A 15,942-nucleotide genomic window follows, 5' to 3' on the forward strand; every position below is an offset into this window, starting at 1 on the left:
CGGCTCACTTCCGCCGACGGGCCGTGACCGGCACGTACTTGTAGCCGGAGGCGAAGTTGGACACCAGCCGCTCGGGCGTCCCGGCCAGCCGGAAGTCCTGGTAGCCGGCCAGCAGTTCCTCGAAGAGGATCGAGACGGTGACCCGGGCGACGCTGTGGCCGACGCAGTAGTGCGGGCCGATGCCGAAGGCCAGGTGCTTGTTGGGCTTGCGGCGGATGTCGAAGGTGTGCGGGTCGTCGAACACCTCCTCGTCGCGGTTGGCGGCGCCGAGCCAGACCACGACGGCCTCGCCGGCGCCGATCTCGGTGTCCCGGACGACGGTGTCCCTGGTGGCGTACCGCAGCACGTGGTTGACCGGCGACGCCCAGCGCAGCGCCTCCTCGTACGCGGTGGCGTGCACCTCCGGGTGGGCCGCCCAGTCGGCGAGCACGTCGGTCTCGGCGAACTCGGCCATCACGAAGGTCGGCGCGTGGGGGGTGGTGACGTTGGCGCCGAGCAGCAGGCTGTAGCAGTTGGAGACGACCTCGGCCGCCGACATCTGCCGCCCCTCGAAGGTGGTGGAGATCAGGGTGCTCAGCAGGTCGTCGCCGAGGTTCGCGCGGCGGTGGCGGGTGAGGTCCTGGAAGTAGCCGAAGAGTTCGCGGTGGGCCTCCGCCAGCGTCGCCTCCTTGCCGTCCGGCCCCTGGAAGTCGGGGTCGTCGGCGGCGATGCAGATGGTGGTGAGGCGGGTGAGCCAGTCCCAGTCCTGCTCGGGCAGGTCCATCATGGTGCCGGTCACCGACATCGGCAGGCCGAGCATGGCCGCGCCGAAGTCGAACACGCCGCCGTCGCCCAGGGGTTCGAGCAGCTCGCGGACGATCGGGGTGATCATGCTGCGCTGGCGGCCGATCGCCTTGCTGGCGAGGGCGCGCTTCAGCCGGGCCTGCCGCGGGGTGTGCCGGGGCGGGTCGGTGACGGCGAGCTGCTGGCCGCCGGCCGGGTCGTCGGTGCCGAGGATGTCGAGCAGGGTGCCCCGCTCGGAGGTGAAGGTGGCGGCATCCCGCAGGACCAGGTCGGAGTCGGCGTACTTGACCACCGACCAGAATCCTCGGTCCGCGTCGACCTGGTGCCGGCCGAGCGTCTTCTCGGCGCGCATCCGCTGCCAGATCCGCCAGGCGTCCCCGTCGCTGTAGAGCCGGGGGTCGACCAGGTCCGCTGCCGCGCCGCCGGTGACCGGGCACCGGGATACGGGCGCATCGTGGGTAATGATGGCCGGATTCCTTTCCGGGAGATCAAATATGAACCCATGTCCATCTCGCGGCTCGAAGTCAAACATGGACCCAAGTCCATGTCAATGGGATTCCTGGGCGGTGGAGGCCGCTCCGGGCAAGCCCCGTACGCAAGCTGACGATCCGTCAGCGCTGTTGCGCCGGGTCGTGGGTGAGGTACCGTCGGGACCCCCCAACCCCCTCTCACCGCGCCGCCCGGTACCCCGGCGCGGCCTCCGCCACGACTGAATGAGGAGCCGGACCATGCACTACCGCACCCTGGGTGGCAGCGGCATCGAGGTCAGCGCGTACTGCCTCGGCACGATGAACTTCGGGTTCGTCGGCAACCCCGACCACGAGGACTGCGCCCGGATCATCCACGCCGCGCTGGACCACGGGATCAACTTCGTCGACACCGCGGACATGTACTCGGCCGGCGAGTCCGAGACCGTGGTCGGCAAGGCGCTCGAAGGGCGGCGCGACGAGGTCGTGCTCGCCACCAAGTTCCACTTCCAGATGGGCGAGGGCCGCAATCGCAGCGGCAACTCGCGCCGCTGGATCGTGCAGGCCGTGGAGGAGAGCCTGCGGCGGCTGCGGACCGACTGGATCGACCTCTACCAGGTCCACCGCCCCGACCGCTCGACCGACCTGGAGGAGACCCTCGCCGCACTGAGCGACCTGGTCCGGGCCGGGAAGATCCGCACCTACGGCCTGTCCACCTACCCCGTCGAGGACCTGGTCGAGGCGCACCACCTGGCCGAGCGCCGCGGCCTGCTGCGCCCGCGCACCGAGCAGCCGCCGTACTCGCTGCTGGCGCGCGGCGTCGAGGCGGCGGTACTGCCGACCTGCCAGCGGCTCGGCATGGGCGTGCTGACCTGGAGCCCGCTCGCCTTCGGGTTCCTCTCCGGCGGCTACCGCCAGGGGCGGCCGGTCGACCTCGCCCGGGGCCGCGCCGCCGTGGTGCCGAGCCGGTTCGACCCGAGCATCCCGGGCAACGCCCGGAAGCTGGAGGCGGTCGAGCGGTTCGCCGGGCTGGCCGACGAACTGGGCTGCACCCTGCCCGAGCTGAGCACGGCCTTCGTGACGGCGCACCCCGGCGTCACCTCGGCGATCATCGGCCCGCGCACCCTGGAGCAGCTGGAGGCGACGCTCAAGGGCGCCTCGCTGCTGCTCGACGACGCGGCGATGGACCGGATCGACGAGATCGTGCCGCCCGGCGTCGACCTGTACGACCCGAACGCCTCCTGGCCGCCGCCGGCCATTGCCGACGCCGCGCTCCGCCGCCGTCCGCTCGCCGGGCGCAGTGCCGCGCCGTCCGCCGTGCCGACCCATTGACATTGAACTTGAGTCCATGTTTGCCTATTGACGAACAAATGGACTCAAGTTCAAGTTCCGTGAACTGCCGACTGGAGGCTGCCATGTCTGCGACGTCCCACCCCCATGTGCCGCAGGAGCGACCCGAGGTGCCGCGCGGCGAGATGGCCCGGATGGAGAGCTACGAGCACAGGCCGGCTCCGGCCGGCGGACCGCTCGGCGGCGCCCACGCTCCGGACGGCGTCGGCAGCAGCGGCGACGCCCCGTACCTGCGCGGGCTCTAGGTCCTCCCTCCCGGATCACGTCGGACGCCCGGCGTGATCCGGAGGAGAGGGCCCGGGTCCGCATCCCTTCCGAGGAGGAACAGCACGTGGCCTATGTGATCGCGCAGCCCTGCGTGGACGTCAAGGACAAGGCGTGCATCGACGAATGCCCCGTCGACTGCATCTACGAGGGCGCCCGCTCGATGTACGTCCACCCCGAGGAGTGCGTCGACTGCGGAGCCTGCGAGCCGGTCTGTCCGGTCGAGGCGATCTTCTACGACGACGACCTGCCGGACGAGTGGGGGGACTACCGGAAGTCGAGCACCGGCTTCTTCGCCGAGCTCGGCTCGCCCGGCGGCGCCGCCAAGCTCGGTGCCGTCGAGCGGGACGACCCGTTCATCGGCGGGCTGCCGCCGCAGAACGCGGCCTGTTGAGCCGTCGGCCCGCCGGTCCGCCGGCGCCGCTGACGCACTGAACCCCTGTCCCAACGACGGCCTGGAACGGAGACGGACCATGGATGCGCGCGGTGAAGCTCCGACCCGGGTCGTGACACGGCGGGACCGCAACCGGCAGCGGGTCAGGGACCGGGTCTACGCCGCGGCCATGACCCTGATCAGCGAGAAGGGTTACGCCGGCGCCTCCGTGGAGGACATCGCGGAGCACGCCGACGTGGCGCGCGGCACCTTCTTCAACCACTTCCCGCGCAAGGAGGCGCTGATCAGCGCCTGGGTCGAGGCGCGCCAGGAGCGGCTGATGGAGCGGCTCGCGCTGGCCGGGCTCGGGCGGTGCGGCTCCGAGCGGGAGCGCCCGAGCCCGGCCGACGGCCTGCGGCAGTGCCTGGCCGTGCTCGGCGCCCTCAACGAGGAGGAGCCCGAGCTCAGCCGGGCGATGCTCACCGCCTGGGTGCAGACCGGGCGGCCGCTGGAGGAGGAGCCCTACCTGGGGGAGATCCTGGCCGAGCTGGTCGCGATCGGCAGGGCCCGCGGGGAGATCGCCACCCGGCTCAGCTCCGAGCAGGTCGGCGAGGCGCTGCGCGACCTCTACCTGGGTGCGCTCTACCGGTGGACCCGGCGGGCGGCCCGGAGCGAGCGGCCGGGCCGGCTCAGCAGTGAGCTGGCGTCGGCGCTGGAACTGGTCCTGCACGGCCTGGCCGTCCCCGAGCGCCTGGCCGGTGACGGACGCGTGGAGGTCCTGACGAAATGGCGCCCTCCGTTCGGAAATCGCCGGCCGGCCGAGGCGGAGGCGTGTCGGGCCCGCCCCGGCGTCCGGGGAATCGGCGCGGTGACGGCCGGTCAGTTGGACCTGGCGCTGCTGTGCGATGACGAGGGCAACGGTGTGCGCATCACCGTGCTCGGCCCTCTGCACGGTGTGGCCGGCGGGCTCTCCGCGGAGATCGTCGTCGACACGCCGTTCGTGGCCGGCCGGCTGACCCTCTCCCTGTGGCGATCCCGGCTCACGTCGTGGGCCGAGGCCCTGGATCGCCTGGAGGCCGGTGAGGATGTCGCCCTGCTGCACGTCCAGCGCGGGCCGTCCGTCTTCATCCACCTGAACGGCGCGCGTCACTGCCCCGAGGTCGTGGTGGAGGACGGTCTCGTGTCGATGACGACGGTGCGGGTGCCCATCGACCTGCCGGCCGACTGGGTCACGACCCATCGGGCCCTGCTGGCCGCCGTCCTCGACGGCTGGGACGGGCACCTGTCGCAGACGTGAGCTCGGCCCGCGCCGCCGGACGCCCTGCGGCCGCCGCCCGGGGTTCGTGACGCTCCGCGGGATCCCATCATGTGATGATCACTTCGATGTCGATCGGCCGTCGGGGCGACGGGATGCCGTCGCCCCCGACGGCCCGTCATCGTTTCGGTACCAAGCATCGAATTCTGTTCTCTTCGAGGCGCTCCGGTTGCACGTTCGGTCAATGGACTCGGAGTCCACCATGGAACCCTATGAACAAACTTGGGTTCCGGTGTAAATTTGGACCCGATCGCCCCTGAGCCGCGCACTGCCATGCACGCCACCGGTCTTCGCCTACCGAGATGGGGTCAACCCATGGAGCACGCACACCAGCACTCCCGTACCGAGGTCGCCGTCGTGGGCATGGGGTGTCGCTTCCCCGGGGCGGACGGTCCGGAGCAGCTCTGGGAGAACCTGATCGCCCAGCGGGACTCGGTCACCGTGGTGCCCGCAGAACGTTTCGACGTCGGGGCCGACTACGACCCCACCCCCGGTGTCCCCGGCCGGACCGCCTCCCGGCACGGCGGTTTCGTCGCCGACCCCTTCTCCTTCGACTGCGGATTCTTCGGCATATCGCCCGCCGAGGCCCGGGTCATCGACCCCCAGCAGCGGCTGCTGCTGCACGCCACCTGGGAGGCGTTCGAGGACGCCGGCATCCGCCCGTCCACCCTGGCCGGCACCCACGCCGGCGTGTTCATCGGCCAGGCGACCGCCGAGTACTCGGAGGCCACCCGCTCCGAGAGCGGCCCGAACGTCCGCGACGTGGCCGGCAGCCGGCTGCGTGCCGTCACTGCCGGGCGGCTCTCCTTCGCCTTCGACCTCTTCGGCCCCAGCGTGGTGCTCGACACCGCCTGCTCCTCCTCCCTGGTCGCCGTCCACCAGGCCCGGCAGAGCCTGCTCGCCGGGGAGTGCGACCTCGCCCTCGCCGGCGGCGTCAACTTCGTGATCTCCCCGCATGACGCCATCGCCTACTCCCAGGGCAGCATGCTGTCGCCCGCCGGCCGCTGCCGCTTCGGCGACGCCGGGGCCGACGGCTTCGTCCGCAGCGACGGCGTCGGCGTGGTCGTGCTCAAGCGCCTGGAGGACGCCGAACGGGACGGGGACCGGATCCTGGCCACCCTGCTCGGCAGCGCCGTCACCAACGACGGCCGGGGCAGCGGACTCCTGCTGCAGCCCGCGATCAGCGGCCAGATCGACATGCTGCGCGCCGCCTGCCGCACCGCCGGCATCGCCCCGCAGGACCTCGACTACGTCGAGGCGCACGGCACCGGCACCGCGGTCGGCGACGCCGTCGAACTGCAGGCCCTCGCCGCCGCCACGGCCCGCCCGCACCGGCGCCCGCTGCTGACCGGCTCGGTGAAGACCAACATCGGCCACGCCGAGTCCGCGGCCGGCATCGCCGGGCTGATCAAGGCGGTGCTGATCGCCCGGCACGGCGTCATTCCGGCCTCCCTGCACTGCGTGGAGCCCAACCCGGTGATCGAGCGGCACGGGCTCGGCGTCGCCGTCGTCACGGGCGCCACCCCGCTGCCCAGGAGCGCCGGCCGGGCCCGGCTCGGCGTCAGCTCCTTCGGCATCTCGGGCACCAACGCCCACGTGGTGGTCGGTGAGTACCTCCCCACTCCGGCCGCCCGGGCCGCCCCCGCCGTGCCCGCGGCCGCGCCCGCCCGTCGCGGCGCCGCCGAACAGCTGCTGGTGCTCAGCGCCCGCTCGGCCCGCTCACTGACCCGGCTGGCCGAGGACTGGGCCACCCACCTCACCGACGGGCCCGGCCGCGAGCTGCCGCTCGCCGACCTGTGCGCGGCCGCCGCGCTGCGCCGGGACGCCCACCCCTACCGGCTCTGGGTCCGCGGCGACCACCACCGGGTGATGGCCGCGCGGCTGCGGGAGCTGGCCGCCGGGACGGCGATCCACGAGGGCGGCACCGCCGAGGCGGGCTTCGGCGAGCCCCGCCGACTGGCCTTCGTCTTCCCCGGCCAGGGCTCCCAGTGGCCCGGCATGGGCCGCCGGCTGCTGGAGACCTCCCCGGCCTTCCGGGAGAAGCTGCTGGAGTGCGACGCCGCGATCGACCGGGAGCTCGGCTGGTCGGTGGCCGGCCTGCTCCGCGGCGTCGAGGAGTTCCCCACCGACATGGACCGGGTCCAGCCCTCGCTGTGGGCGGTCGGCGTCGCCCTGGACGCCGCCCTGCGCGAGGCCGGCCTGAGCCCCGACGTGTGCGTGGGCCACAGCATGGGCGAGGTCGCCGCGGCCCAGAGCGCCGGTGCGCTCGACCCGCGGGACGCGGCCGCGGTGATCTGCCGCCGCAGCCGGCTGATGCGCCGGCTCGCCGGGCGCGGTGCCATGCTCGCGGTGGAGCTCTCCGCCGAGGGCGCCGAGGAGGTGCTCGCCTCCGACCCGGAGTTCGCCGCCGTGAGCGTGGCGGCCCGGAACTCCCGGTCGTCCACCGTGCTGGCCGGCCCGCCGGCCGCGCTGGCCACGATCACCGAGCGGCTGCAGGGCTCCGGAGTGCTCTGCCGCCTGGTCAAGGTCGAAGTGGCCTCGCACTCCCAGGACATGGACCTGATCGGGGCCGACCTGCTGGCCGCCCTGGACGGCCTGGCGCCGCGCCGGGCCCGGACCGTGCTGATGTCCAGCGTCACCGCCGCCCCCGTCACCGGGGAGGAACTCGGCCCGCGCTACTGGCTGGACAACCTTCGCCGCCCGGTCCGCTTCCTCGACGCGGTCCAGTACCTGGCCAAGACCGACACCGTGTTCCTGGAGGTCAGCCCGCACCCGGTGCTGACCTCGGCGATCGACGAGACGGTCACCGAGGGCGGCGGCGAGGCGTCCGCCGTCGCCACCCTGCGGCGCGGCGGCGACGAGGCGGTGCTGCTGCTGGAGGCGGTCGGCCGGGCGTTCGCCCAGGGCGCCGCCGTCGACTGGTCCCGCTGGTACGGGTTCGAGCCCGCTGCGGTGCCGCTGCCCAGCTACCCCTGGGACGCCACCCGGCTGCGCCGGGCCGCGGCGGGCGACGCGCCCGCGCCGCTGGTGCACGAGTACCGGCTGGACGGCTTCGGCCTGCCGGGCCCCGGCGCCGGGGTGGCGGTGCGCGGGACGGAGCCGGTCCTCCCCGCCGTCTTCCTGGAGGCCGCCCTCGCGGCCGCGGGCGAGGCCGCGCCCGGGAAGCGGTTCGCGCTGACCGGGGTGCGGCTGGGCGATGCCGCGCTCACCCTCGCCGACGTCCCCGCCACCGTCCTGGCCGTCACCGTGGACGCACCCGCACCGGACGGGTCCCGCGGGGTCCGTGTGGAGGCCCGCCGCGGTCCCGGGGCGCCCCGCGGGCTCTGTGCGGACGGCCGCCTGGAGCCGGCCGCCGGCGCCGCGCCCGAGCGGCGCGAACTGCTGGAGACCAGCCTGGCCCGGCACCGCGAGTACCTGTCCGCCGACGCCCTCTACGAGGCCGCCGCGCAGCACGGCGTCCAGGTCGGGGCGGGGCTGCGGAAGGTCGAGCACCTCTGGCGGCGCGGCGGCCGGGTGGTCGCCAGGATGCGCCGCGAGGGCGCCGCCGCGGCGGTCGGCTGGGAGGCCGGGCTGCTCGCCATGCTGGCCGGCTACCCGGCCGGCGCCGGCTACCTGCCGCTCGGCATCGGCACCGTGCGGTGCCACGCCGCGCTCCCCGACGAGTACTGGAGCCTGTGCCGCGTCACCCCCGGCCCGGGCGGCCGGCGGGCCCGTGGCGACGTGCTGCTGCTCGGCACCGACGGCTCGGTGCTGGCCGAGTTCCTCGACATCGAACTGGCCGCTCCGGCCAAGTCCGGGACCGGCCGCGGCCAGGGCCTGCGGGCGCTGGTCGGCCGCCGTCCCGCCGCCCGCCCCGTCCCGGCGCTGCTGCCCGGCCCCCGGCCCGCCCCGACGGTCACGTCGCCGACCGTCGACACGGCCGTGCGCGCCGCGACCGACGTGGTGCTGCACCGGGTGTCCCGGCTGCTCGATCTGCCCGAGGTGGAGATCGACCGCCGCCGCTCGCTGCGCGACCTGGGTCTGGACTCGCTCATGGCCACGCAGCTGCGGGCGCAGATCCGCTCCGACTGCGGGCTGGACCTCACCGCCGGCCGGCTGCTCGGCACGGAGAGCCTCAACGGCCTGCTGGCGGCGATCGGGTGAGACTTCCCACAGTCGGGACTCGCTTCCGCGGGGTAGAACTTCGACTGTGAAGCATAGTTAAACTGAGGTGCACCGAGTCGGGGAGGAGCGTGCCCTCCCCGGCCGACACCACCGATCGGAGACCCCGTTGAACACCATGCGAGCCGAAGCCGCGCCGGAGGCGGCGCCCCTCGGGCGCCGCGAGCGCAACAAGCTGCGGGTCAGGGAGCGCCTCTACACCGCCGCTCTCACACTGTTCACCGAGCAGGGGTACGACGAGACCTCGATCGACGAGATCGCGGAACGCGCCGACGTCGCACGCGGCACCTTCTTCAACTACTTCCAGCGCAAGGAGGACCTGCTCGGGACGTGGGGCGAGATGCGCCGCGACCGGCTGCGGGACGCGCTCGCTGCGGACGCACTGGGCTCCGGCGCCGCCCGGACCCGGCTGCAGGGCTGCCTGCGGGCCCTCGGGAAGATGAACGACGAGGACCAGAGGGAGACCAGGGCCATGCTGATGGCCTGGGTCCGGGCCGGCCGGCCGCTGCTCGAAGAGCCGTACCTCGCGGAGCTGTTCTCCGAACTGGTGGCCGACGGCGTGGCCCGCGGCGAGTTCCGCGCGGGCACCGACGCCGACCGGGTCGGCAACGCCCTGCGCGACCTCTACCTCGGCACCCTGTACCGCTGGTGCATGCAGCCCGGCCGCAAGGGGGCGCTCTCCAAGGAGCTGCTCGCCACCCTCGACCTGCTGCTGTACGGGGCCCTCGCCCAGCCCGCCCCCGCCCGGGCCTGACCGGTGCCGCGCCCGGGCCCGACCGGTGCCGCGTCCGGGCCCGACCCGGTGCCGCCTCCCCGCGAGGAGGCGGCACCGCCGGTTCACGCCCCGGCCGCGCCGAGCTGCCCGAAGAAGGCCCGGATGTCGGTGATCAGCAGCTCCGGCTGCTCCAGCGCGGCGAAGTGACCGCCCCGGTCCAGCTCGGTCCAGCGCACGATGTTGTTCGTCCGCTCCGCGATGTGACGCAGGATCAGGAAGTTCTCCTTGGGGAACAGCGCCACGGCGGTCGGCGCGGTCGACGGCTCGGCCGGCCGCCCCGAGTAGTCGGCGTGGGCGCGTTCGTAGTACAGCCGGGCCGAGGACCCGGCCGTCCCGGTGAGCCAGTACAGCATCACGTTGGTGAGCAGCTGGTCGCGGTCGACGGCGCCCTCGGGCCGGTCCGCGGAGTCCGTCCACTCCTCGAACTTCTCGGCGATCCAGGCCAGCTGGCCGACCGGTGAGTCGGTGAGGGCGTACGCGAGAGTCTGCGGCCGGGTGGTCTGGATGTCCGCGTAGCCCTTGCGCTCCCGGTTCCACTCGCGCAGCCGCTCCCAGGAGGCCAGCGTCAGGTCCCGTTCCCGGGGGGAGAGCCCGGCGAGTTCCTCCTCGGTGGGCTCGCTCTCCGCCGCGCTGCCCGGGATCAGGTTCAGGTGCACGCCGATCACCCGCTCGGGGTGCACCCGGCCGAGCTCCCGGGAGATCGCCGAGCCCCAGTCGCCGCCCTGCACCCCGTACGCGTCGTAGCCGAGACGCCGCATCAGCTCGGCGAACGCCGCCGCCACCCGCCGGTACTCCCAGCCGGCCTCCCGGGTGGGGCCGGAGAACCCGAAGCCGGGCAGGCTCGGGATCACCAGGTGGAAGGCCGGCGCGGGGCCGGCGCCGTGAGCCCGGGGGTCGGTGAGCGGTCCGATGAGCTCGGTGAACTCGACGATCGAACCGGGCCAGCCGTGCGACATCAGCAGCGGTACCGCGTCCGGCTCCGGTGAGCGGACGTGCAGGAAGTGGATGTCGGCACCGTCGATCACGGTGGTGAACTGCGGCCACTGGTTCAGGCGCGCCTCGGCGGCCCGCCAGTCGTAGGCGTGGCGCCAGTAGTCCGCCAGCTCCCGCAGGTAGTCGCCGGGGATCCCGTAGGCCCAGCCGACCCCCGGCAGTTCGTCCGGCCAGCGGGTTCGGTCCAGACGCCGGCGGAGGTCCTCCAGGTCGCTCTCCGGCACGTCGATGCGGAACGGGCGGATGGCTTCGTCGGGTGTCGTCATGTGCCCCGATCGTAGTGGCCTGCACACGATCAAGCTGACGAACCGTCATCTGCGGTCGCCCGGGCCTGGCCGGCCGCCGCCTCCCGGGCGATGGCCTCGGCCGGCCGGCCGAAGGTGCGGGTGAGGACCGCCCGGCGTGCGTCCTTGACGACCGGGCAGGGCCCCGGACCGCCGATGCTCCCCCCGGGCGGCCCATGAACGTGGTCGGACCGTGCCCGGAGCCCGAGGGGGCCGAACGGGCGTCGTGCGCCGTACGGCGTGCGTGGTGTTGGGCCGATCGGATGGCGGGCGTCCGTCGTTCGGTGCGGCGCCCCGGCCGGCGGGCTAGGTTCGGGGGCGTGACCGGCAATGACGCGGTCCTGGCGTTGATGGTCGTCACGGCGCTGGGCTTCGACTTCACCAACGGCTTCCACGACACCGGCAACGCGATGGCCACCTCGATCGTCACCGGGGCCCTGCCACCGCGTGTCGCGGTCGTGGTCTCGGCGGTGCTGAACCTGGTCGGCGCGTTCCTGTCGACCGCCGTGGCGGCGACCATCGCCAACGGCCTGGTCTCCAGCGGGGAGGTGACCCTGACCGTGGTCTGCGCCGGCCTGACCGGCAGCATCCTGTGGAACCTCGCCACCTGGTACCTCGGCATCCCCTCCAGCTCCTCGCATGCGCTGATCGGCGGCGTGATCGGGGCGACGATGGCGGCGGCCGGCTCCTCGGCCGTCAAGTGGCAGGGCCTGGTCTCCAAGGTGATCGTCCCGGCGGCGCTGTCGCCGTTCATCGCCGGCCTGGTGGCCGTGGTCGGCACCTGGCTGGTCGGCCGCATCACCCGGGACGTGTCCGAGGGCCCGCGCGAGCGCGGCTTCCGGCTCGGCCAGATCGGTTCGGCCTCCATGGTGTCGCTCGCCCACGGCACCAACGACGCCCAGAAGACCATGGGCGTCATCACCCTCGCCCTGATCGCCAACGGCACCCTGGCCCCCGGGGCGAAGGCCCCCGACTGGGTGATCGTCTCCTGCGCGCTGGCGATCGCCCTGGGCACCTACGCCGGCGGCTGGCGGGTGATCCGCGCCCTCGGCAAGGGCCTGGTGGAGATCGCGCCGCCGCAGGGGATGGCCGCCGAGTCGGCGTCGGCCGCCGTGATCCTCTGCTCCACCGACTTCGGCTACTCGCTGTCCACCACCCACGTGGCCACCGGATCGATCCTGGGCTCGGGGGTCGGGTGGAAGGGCGCCGAGGTGCGCTGGCAGCTCGCCCGCCGGATGGTGACGGCCTGGCTGTTCACCCTCCCGGCCGCCGCCCTGGTCGGCGCGGCGGCCTACGGGGTCGCGGACGGGATCGGCGGGACGGCCGGGGTGGTCGTGGTCTTCACGATCCTGGTGCTGGCCTCGATCGCCTTCTTCGCCGCCTCCCGCCACCCGGCCGTGACCCCGGAGAACGTCAACGCCGCGTGGACCGGCACGGTGGTTCCGGACCCCGCCGAACTCGCGGTCGGACCCAAGGACGGGGTGGGCCCGTGAGCTCCTGGATCAACCTGGGCGCGGTCTGGCGGATCGTGGTGGTGGGCCTGCTCACCGGCGCCGGCCTGCCCGCGCTGTTCGCCCTCGGCCTGCGCCTGCTCAACCCGCCCGGCCCGCCCGCCGACGGCCCCGCCGGGCGCCCCACCGCCGGACCGGCCGGCTACGCCCTGGCGGGCCTGCTCTTCGCGGTGGTGCTCGCCTCGATCGGCTGGGGCATCTCCGTCATCGTCGGCCACAGCTGACACCCGCTCCGCAGAGCTGTCCCGCCCGGGCCGAGCGGAGCGGCTGCCCGCCCGGAGAGCAGGAGGTGGTCGTGGTGACCTTCCAACCCGTCCTCGTCACCGGTGTCGGCGGGCGCGTCGGCGGAGTCGGGCGAGCGGTCCTGGACCGGTTGCGCGCCGGGGGCGTGCCGGTCCGGGCTTTCGTGCACCAGGACGACGAGCGGGCCTCGGCGCTGCGGTCCGTGGACGGCGTCGAGGTGGTGGTCGGAGACCTCACCCGCGGCGCCGACGTGCTGAAGGCCTTGGCGGGCTGCCGCCGGGCCTACTTCGGGATGGGTGTGTCACCCGCGTACCTGGAGGCCGCGACGACGGTCGCCGCGGCCGCGCGGGCGAGCGGGAGTCTCGGACTGCTGGTGAGCATCTCACAGCTGACGGTCTCGCAGATGGATCTCACCGGTGCCGCCGAGTCCCGGCAGCAGCGGCTGCACTGGCTGGCCGAGCACGTCCTCGACTGGTCGGGCCTGCCGGTGGTCCACGTCCGGCCCACCGTGTTCATGGAGAACCCGCTGTTCGCGCGGATCGCCGTCGCCTCGATCCAGCGGGACGGCACGATCCGCCTGCCGTTCGGCTCCGCCCGGACCTCACCGGTCGCCGCGGCCGACGTCGCGGAGGTCGTCGCCCGGCTCCTGCTCGATCCGGCACCGCCCGCCCGCCGCGTCCACGAACTGACCGGGGCACGTTCCCGCGACATGAACGCCATCGCCGCCGAGTTCTCCGCCGCCCTGGGCCGTACCGTCACCTACACCGACGTTCCGTACGAGGAGTGGCTGGACCGCGACCTCAGGACGCAGGACCTGCCGCCCCACGTCCACGAGCACATTGCCACGATGGCGCGCCTGCACGCCGAGAACCGCTACGACCGGGCCACGAACGACATCGCCGACCTGCTCGGACGCCCCCCACGGGGCTTCGACCACTTCATCGCGAACACCCCCGGCCTGCGCCGGTAGGCCGCCTCCCGCCAGCCCCTGCCTCCCGGTGATCCCCGCCGCGGGCGCGGCCCGGGGCAGTGGGGTCAGGGTTCGACGGTGAGGTCGTGGACGAGGGTGCTGCTCAGCTGGGGGAGTTCGCCGTACTCGGGGTCGTCGCCGGCGACGGGGAGTTGGTGGATGACGGCGGCGAGGCGGGGTGGGAGTCGCACGTCGAGGCCGTAGTGACAGCGGGCGAGGATGTCGGTGAGGACGCCGGCGGGCAGCAGGGTGCGGGTGGAGCCGAGGACGCGTTGGGGGGCGCGGGGTTTGGTGGCCAGGACTTCGGCCTGCTGGCGCCAGACCTCGGCGTCCAGGAACTCGCCGAGGCTGCGGTGCAGCAGGCTGAGGAAGGACGCGGAGGTGTAGGAGCCGCCGCCGGCCGCGAACTGCCACCAGAACTGGGCGCCGTCGCGGTGGCCGGCGACGTGGAGGAGGGCGCCGAGGACGAGGGCGCCCTCGGGGTGGATCTGGTCGCCGTCGACGAGCAGGGCCAGGGAGTCCGCGGCGGAGGGCATCGCGAGGACCAGGGAGACGGCGAGGTCGAGTTCGTGGGCGGCCTGCTGGTGGTCGGAGGACACCGGGCTCGGGGCGGTCAGCAGCCGGTCCCAGGACACGCCGGCGCCGCCGGGCTGCGGGCGCGGGGCGCGGGCGGGGTGCAGGGCGCTGTCGGGTTCGGTGGTCACCGTCCCTCTCCCCTCCGGCCGCCGAGCGAGGCGGCCAGGCGGTCGAGGGCCTGGCCCACGGTGGAGCGCACGCCGGCCTGGGTCGTGCCCAGGTAGTCGGCGATCCGGTCGTCCGGCAGGCCGAGCAGGTAGCGCAGCACGATCACGTCGTGACGCCGTTCGGAGAGCCGTCGCAGCGCGGCGTACAGCTGTTCGTCGCTGCCTTCGGTGTCCGTCAGGTGCTGCGCCCGCTCGGCGGCCGTGCGCACCGCGCGGACCCAGGCCGGGACGCTGGTCTGCGTCGGCAGCGGCTCGCCGTTCATCATCATGCCCGCCAAGGAGGCACCGATCTCTTCCTTGAGAATCGCCCAAGCGTGGAACGGGGGGATCTTCTCACGCAGGATGCGCGTCCACCCCTCCCACACGCGGACCTTCGCGAGTTCCACCACCGCGTGGGCGACGGCGTCGTCCCGCAGGCGCGCGCGGGCGAACCCGAGCCAGGCCTTCCCGTGCGTGTCGCAGAACGCGTCGAACGTCAGGCGGTCCCGGTCTCCGACCACCCAGTCGCTCTCGTTCACGTTCCATCCTCCCCCGCGGCGTCCTGGTCGGCCGCCGCCCGGTGCGGGCCGCCGGTCGCGGGGGGCACCCGCGGCCGTACGGCGGTCACAGCGGGAACGCGCGTCCCCGGGAGGAAGGTTAAGGCGTATTAGGTGCCGAGATGTTAAGGCGGGGCAAAGGGTTTGAAGGTCAGCAGAACGTACGCCGGACGGTGACAGAAATCTGTTCGAACGTGGTCGGAACGGGCCGTCATGTGATCGAATTCAGTCATCCTCCTGTGCGGTCCCGCCGCCGTCGGCCGAGGCCCTTGATTGGGCGTCCGGGCGTGCGGGCATAGTGACCGGGCCGCGCCAGGGGGCGGCGCCAGCGACGATCCAGCCAGCAGGGGGAACCACATGACGGACGGCACCGCCAGCACCGGCGAGGTGGAAGTCGAACTCGACATCCACCTGGCGCACTCGGCGCGGATGTACGACTACTACCTCGGCGGCACGACGAACTTCCCCGCCGACCGGGAGGCCGCCGGGCGGGCCCTGGCGGTCTTCCCCTACGCCCGGACCGCCGCACGGGCCAACCGCGCCTTCATGCGCCGCTCGACGCGGTGGCTCGCCGAGGCCGGCATCCGGCAGTTCCTGGACATCGGCACGGGCATCCCCACCTCACCGAACCTGCACGAGGTCGCGCAGTCGGTCGCACCGGACGCCAAGGTCGTCTACGCCGACAACGACCCGATCGTGCTGCTGCACGCCCAGGCGCTGCTGCGCGGCACCGAACAGGGCGTCACGGCCTACGTCCAGGCCGATGTGCGCGAGCCCGGTGACCTCCTGGAGGCGGCCCGTGCCGTGCTGGACTTCAGCCGGCCGATCGCGCTCAGCATGAACGCGCTGCTGCACTTCGTGCCCTTCGACGCCCACCGGATCACCGAGGGGCTCAAGGCGGAACTGCCCAGCGGTTCCGCGCTGGTGATCAGCCACGTCACGCCGGACTTCGCGCCCGAGGAGACGGCCCGCCTCATCCAGGTCTACACCGCCGCCGGGACCCCGGTGGCCGCCTGCACCCGCGAGGAGTTCACGCGGTTCTTCACCGGCTGGGACCTCCTGGACCCGGGCGCCGTCGCCACCACGCGCTGGCGCCCGGACCCGGACGACACCGAGGACATCAGCGACGCGGAGGCCTCCTGCTACGGGGGCGTCGCCCTTCGCCCCTGAGCGG

14 protein-coding genes are annotated in these 15,942 nt (G+C 73.5%); 10 read left to right on the forward strand and 4 right to left on the reverse strand.

Annotated elements, in window-relative coordinates; translation table 11 throughout:
* Nucleotides 1-4: 4 nt before the first annotated feature.
* On the reverse strand, nt 5-1,315 hold the full coding sequence (locus ACF1AK_RS16980; RefSeq protein ID WP_391499542.1) for a cytochrome P450: 1,311 nt from the start codon (nt 1,313-1,315) through the stop codon (nt 5-7).
* Nucleotides 1,316-1,511: 196 nt separating this feature from the next.
* Between ACF1AK_RS16980 and ACF1AK_RS16985 the strand changes: the two genes are divergently transcribed.
* From ACF1AK_RS16985 to ACF1AK_RS17010, 6 genes are all read left to right on the forward strand, one after another.
* A complete protein-coding gene (locus ACF1AK_RS16985) occupies nt 1,512-2,582 on the forward strand; it encodes an aldo/keto reductase (protein ID WP_391499543.1) in 1,071 nt (356 codons plus the stop codon).
* An 83-nt stretch (nt 2,583-2,665) separates the two neighbouring features.
* Nucleotides 2,666-2,845 (forward strand): hypothetical protein, encoded by a 180-nt coding sequence (locus ACF1AK_RS16990; protein ID WP_391499544.1) that lies wholly within the window; start codon nt 2,666-2,668, stop codon nt 2,843-2,845.
* Between the two features lie 86 nt (nt 2,846-2,931).
* Entirely contained in the window at nt 2,932-3,258 is a 327-nt protein-coding gene (gene fdxA / locus ACF1AK_RS16995) for a ferredoxin (protein WP_391499545.1), read from the forward strand.
* Between the two features lie 169 nt (nt 3,259-3,427).
* Nucleotides 3,428-4,534: a DUF5959 family protein gene (locus tag ACF1AK_RS17000; protein ID WP_391499546.1), complete on the forward strand. Its 1,107-nt coding sequence runs from the start codon at nt 3,428-3,430 to the stop codon at nt 4,532-4,534.
* A gap of 333 nt (nt 4,535-4,867) precedes the next feature.
* A complete protein-coding gene (locus ACF1AK_RS17005; RefSeq protein WP_391499547.1) occupies nt 4,868-8,695 on the forward strand; it encodes a type I polyketide synthase in 3,828 nt (1,275 codons plus the stop codon).
* A 136-nt stretch (nt 8,696-8,831) separates the two neighbouring features.
* Nucleotides 8,832-9,467 (forward strand): TetR/AcrR family transcriptional regulator, encoded by a 636-nt coding sequence (locus ACF1AK_RS17010; RefSeq protein ID WP_391499772.1) that lies wholly within the window; start codon nt 8,832-8,834, stop codon nt 9,465-9,467.
* 83 nt (nt 9,468-9,550) lie between these two features.
* Here ACF1AK_RS17010 and ACF1AK_RS17015 read toward each other — a convergent pair whose 3' ends face one another.
* Nucleotides 9,551-10,747 carry an epoxide hydrolase family protein gene (locus ACF1AK_RS17015; RefSeq protein WP_391499548.1) on the reverse strand — a complete coding sequence of 399 codons (1,197 nt, stop codon included), beginning with the start codon at nt 10,745-10,747 and terminating at the stop codon, nt 9,551-9,553.
* Between the two features lie 338 nt (nt 10,748-11,085).
* On the opposite strand from ACF1AK_RS17015, the gene ACF1AK_RS17020 reads away from it, so the two are divergent.
* The 3 genes from ACF1AK_RS17020 to ACF1AK_RS17030 all read left to right on the forward strand — a co-directional run bounded on the left by ACF1AK_RS17020 (nt 11,086) and on the right by ACF1AK_RS17030 (nt 13,489).
* Nucleotides 11,086-12,258 (forward strand): anion permease, encoded by a 1,173-nt coding sequence (locus tag ACF1AK_RS17020; protein WP_391499549.1) that lies wholly within the window; start codon nt 11,086-11,088, stop codon nt 12,256-12,258.
* Nucleotides 12,255-12,500, forward strand: coding sequence for a hypothetical protein (locus tag ACF1AK_RS17025; protein WP_391499550.1), 246 nt, complete (start codon nt 12,255-12,257; stop codon nt 12,498-12,500). Before ACF1AK_RS17020 ends, ACF1AK_RS17025 begins: the two co-directional genes overlap by 4 nt.
* A gap of 74 nt (nt 12,501-12,574) precedes the next feature.
* Nucleotides 12,575-13,489 carry an NAD(P)H-binding protein gene (locus ACF1AK_RS17030; protein WP_391499551.1) on the forward strand — a complete coding sequence of 305 codons (915 nt, stop codon included), beginning with the start codon at nt 12,575-12,577 and terminating at the stop codon, nt 13,487-13,489.
* Nucleotides 13,490-13,554: 65 nt separating this feature from the next.
* On the opposite strand, the gene ACF1AK_RS17035 is transcribed toward ACF1AK_RS17030, so the two are convergent.
* On the reverse strand, nt 13,555-14,193 hold the full coding sequence (locus ACF1AK_RS17035) for a hypothetical protein (RefSeq protein ID WP_391499552.1): 639 nt from the start codon (nt 14,191-14,193) through the stop codon (nt 13,555-13,557).
* Nucleotides 14,190-14,750: an RNA polymerase sigma factor gene (locus ACF1AK_RS17040; RefSeq protein WP_391499553.1), complete on the reverse strand. Its 561-nt coding sequence runs from the start codon at nt 14,748-14,750 to the stop codon at nt 14,190-14,192. Before ACF1AK_RS17040 ends, ACF1AK_RS17035 begins: the two co-directional genes overlap by 4 nt.
* A gap of 375 nt (nt 14,751-15,125) precedes the next feature.
* Here ACF1AK_RS17040 and ACF1AK_RS17045 point away from each other — a divergent pair, with 375 nt between their 5' ends.
* Complete coding sequence (locus ACF1AK_RS17045) at nt 15,126-15,938, forward strand: SAM-dependent methyltransferase (protein ID WP_391499554.1); 813 nt, start codon at nt 15,126-15,128, stop codon at nt 15,936-15,938.
* Nucleotides 15,939-15,942 lie beyond the last annotated feature (4 nt).

Origin of the sequence: Kitasatospora sp. NPDC015120 (assembly GCF_043080305.1) — a bacterium.
GTDB lineage: Bacteria > Actinomycetota > Actinomycetes > Streptomycetales > Streptomycetaceae > Kitasatospora.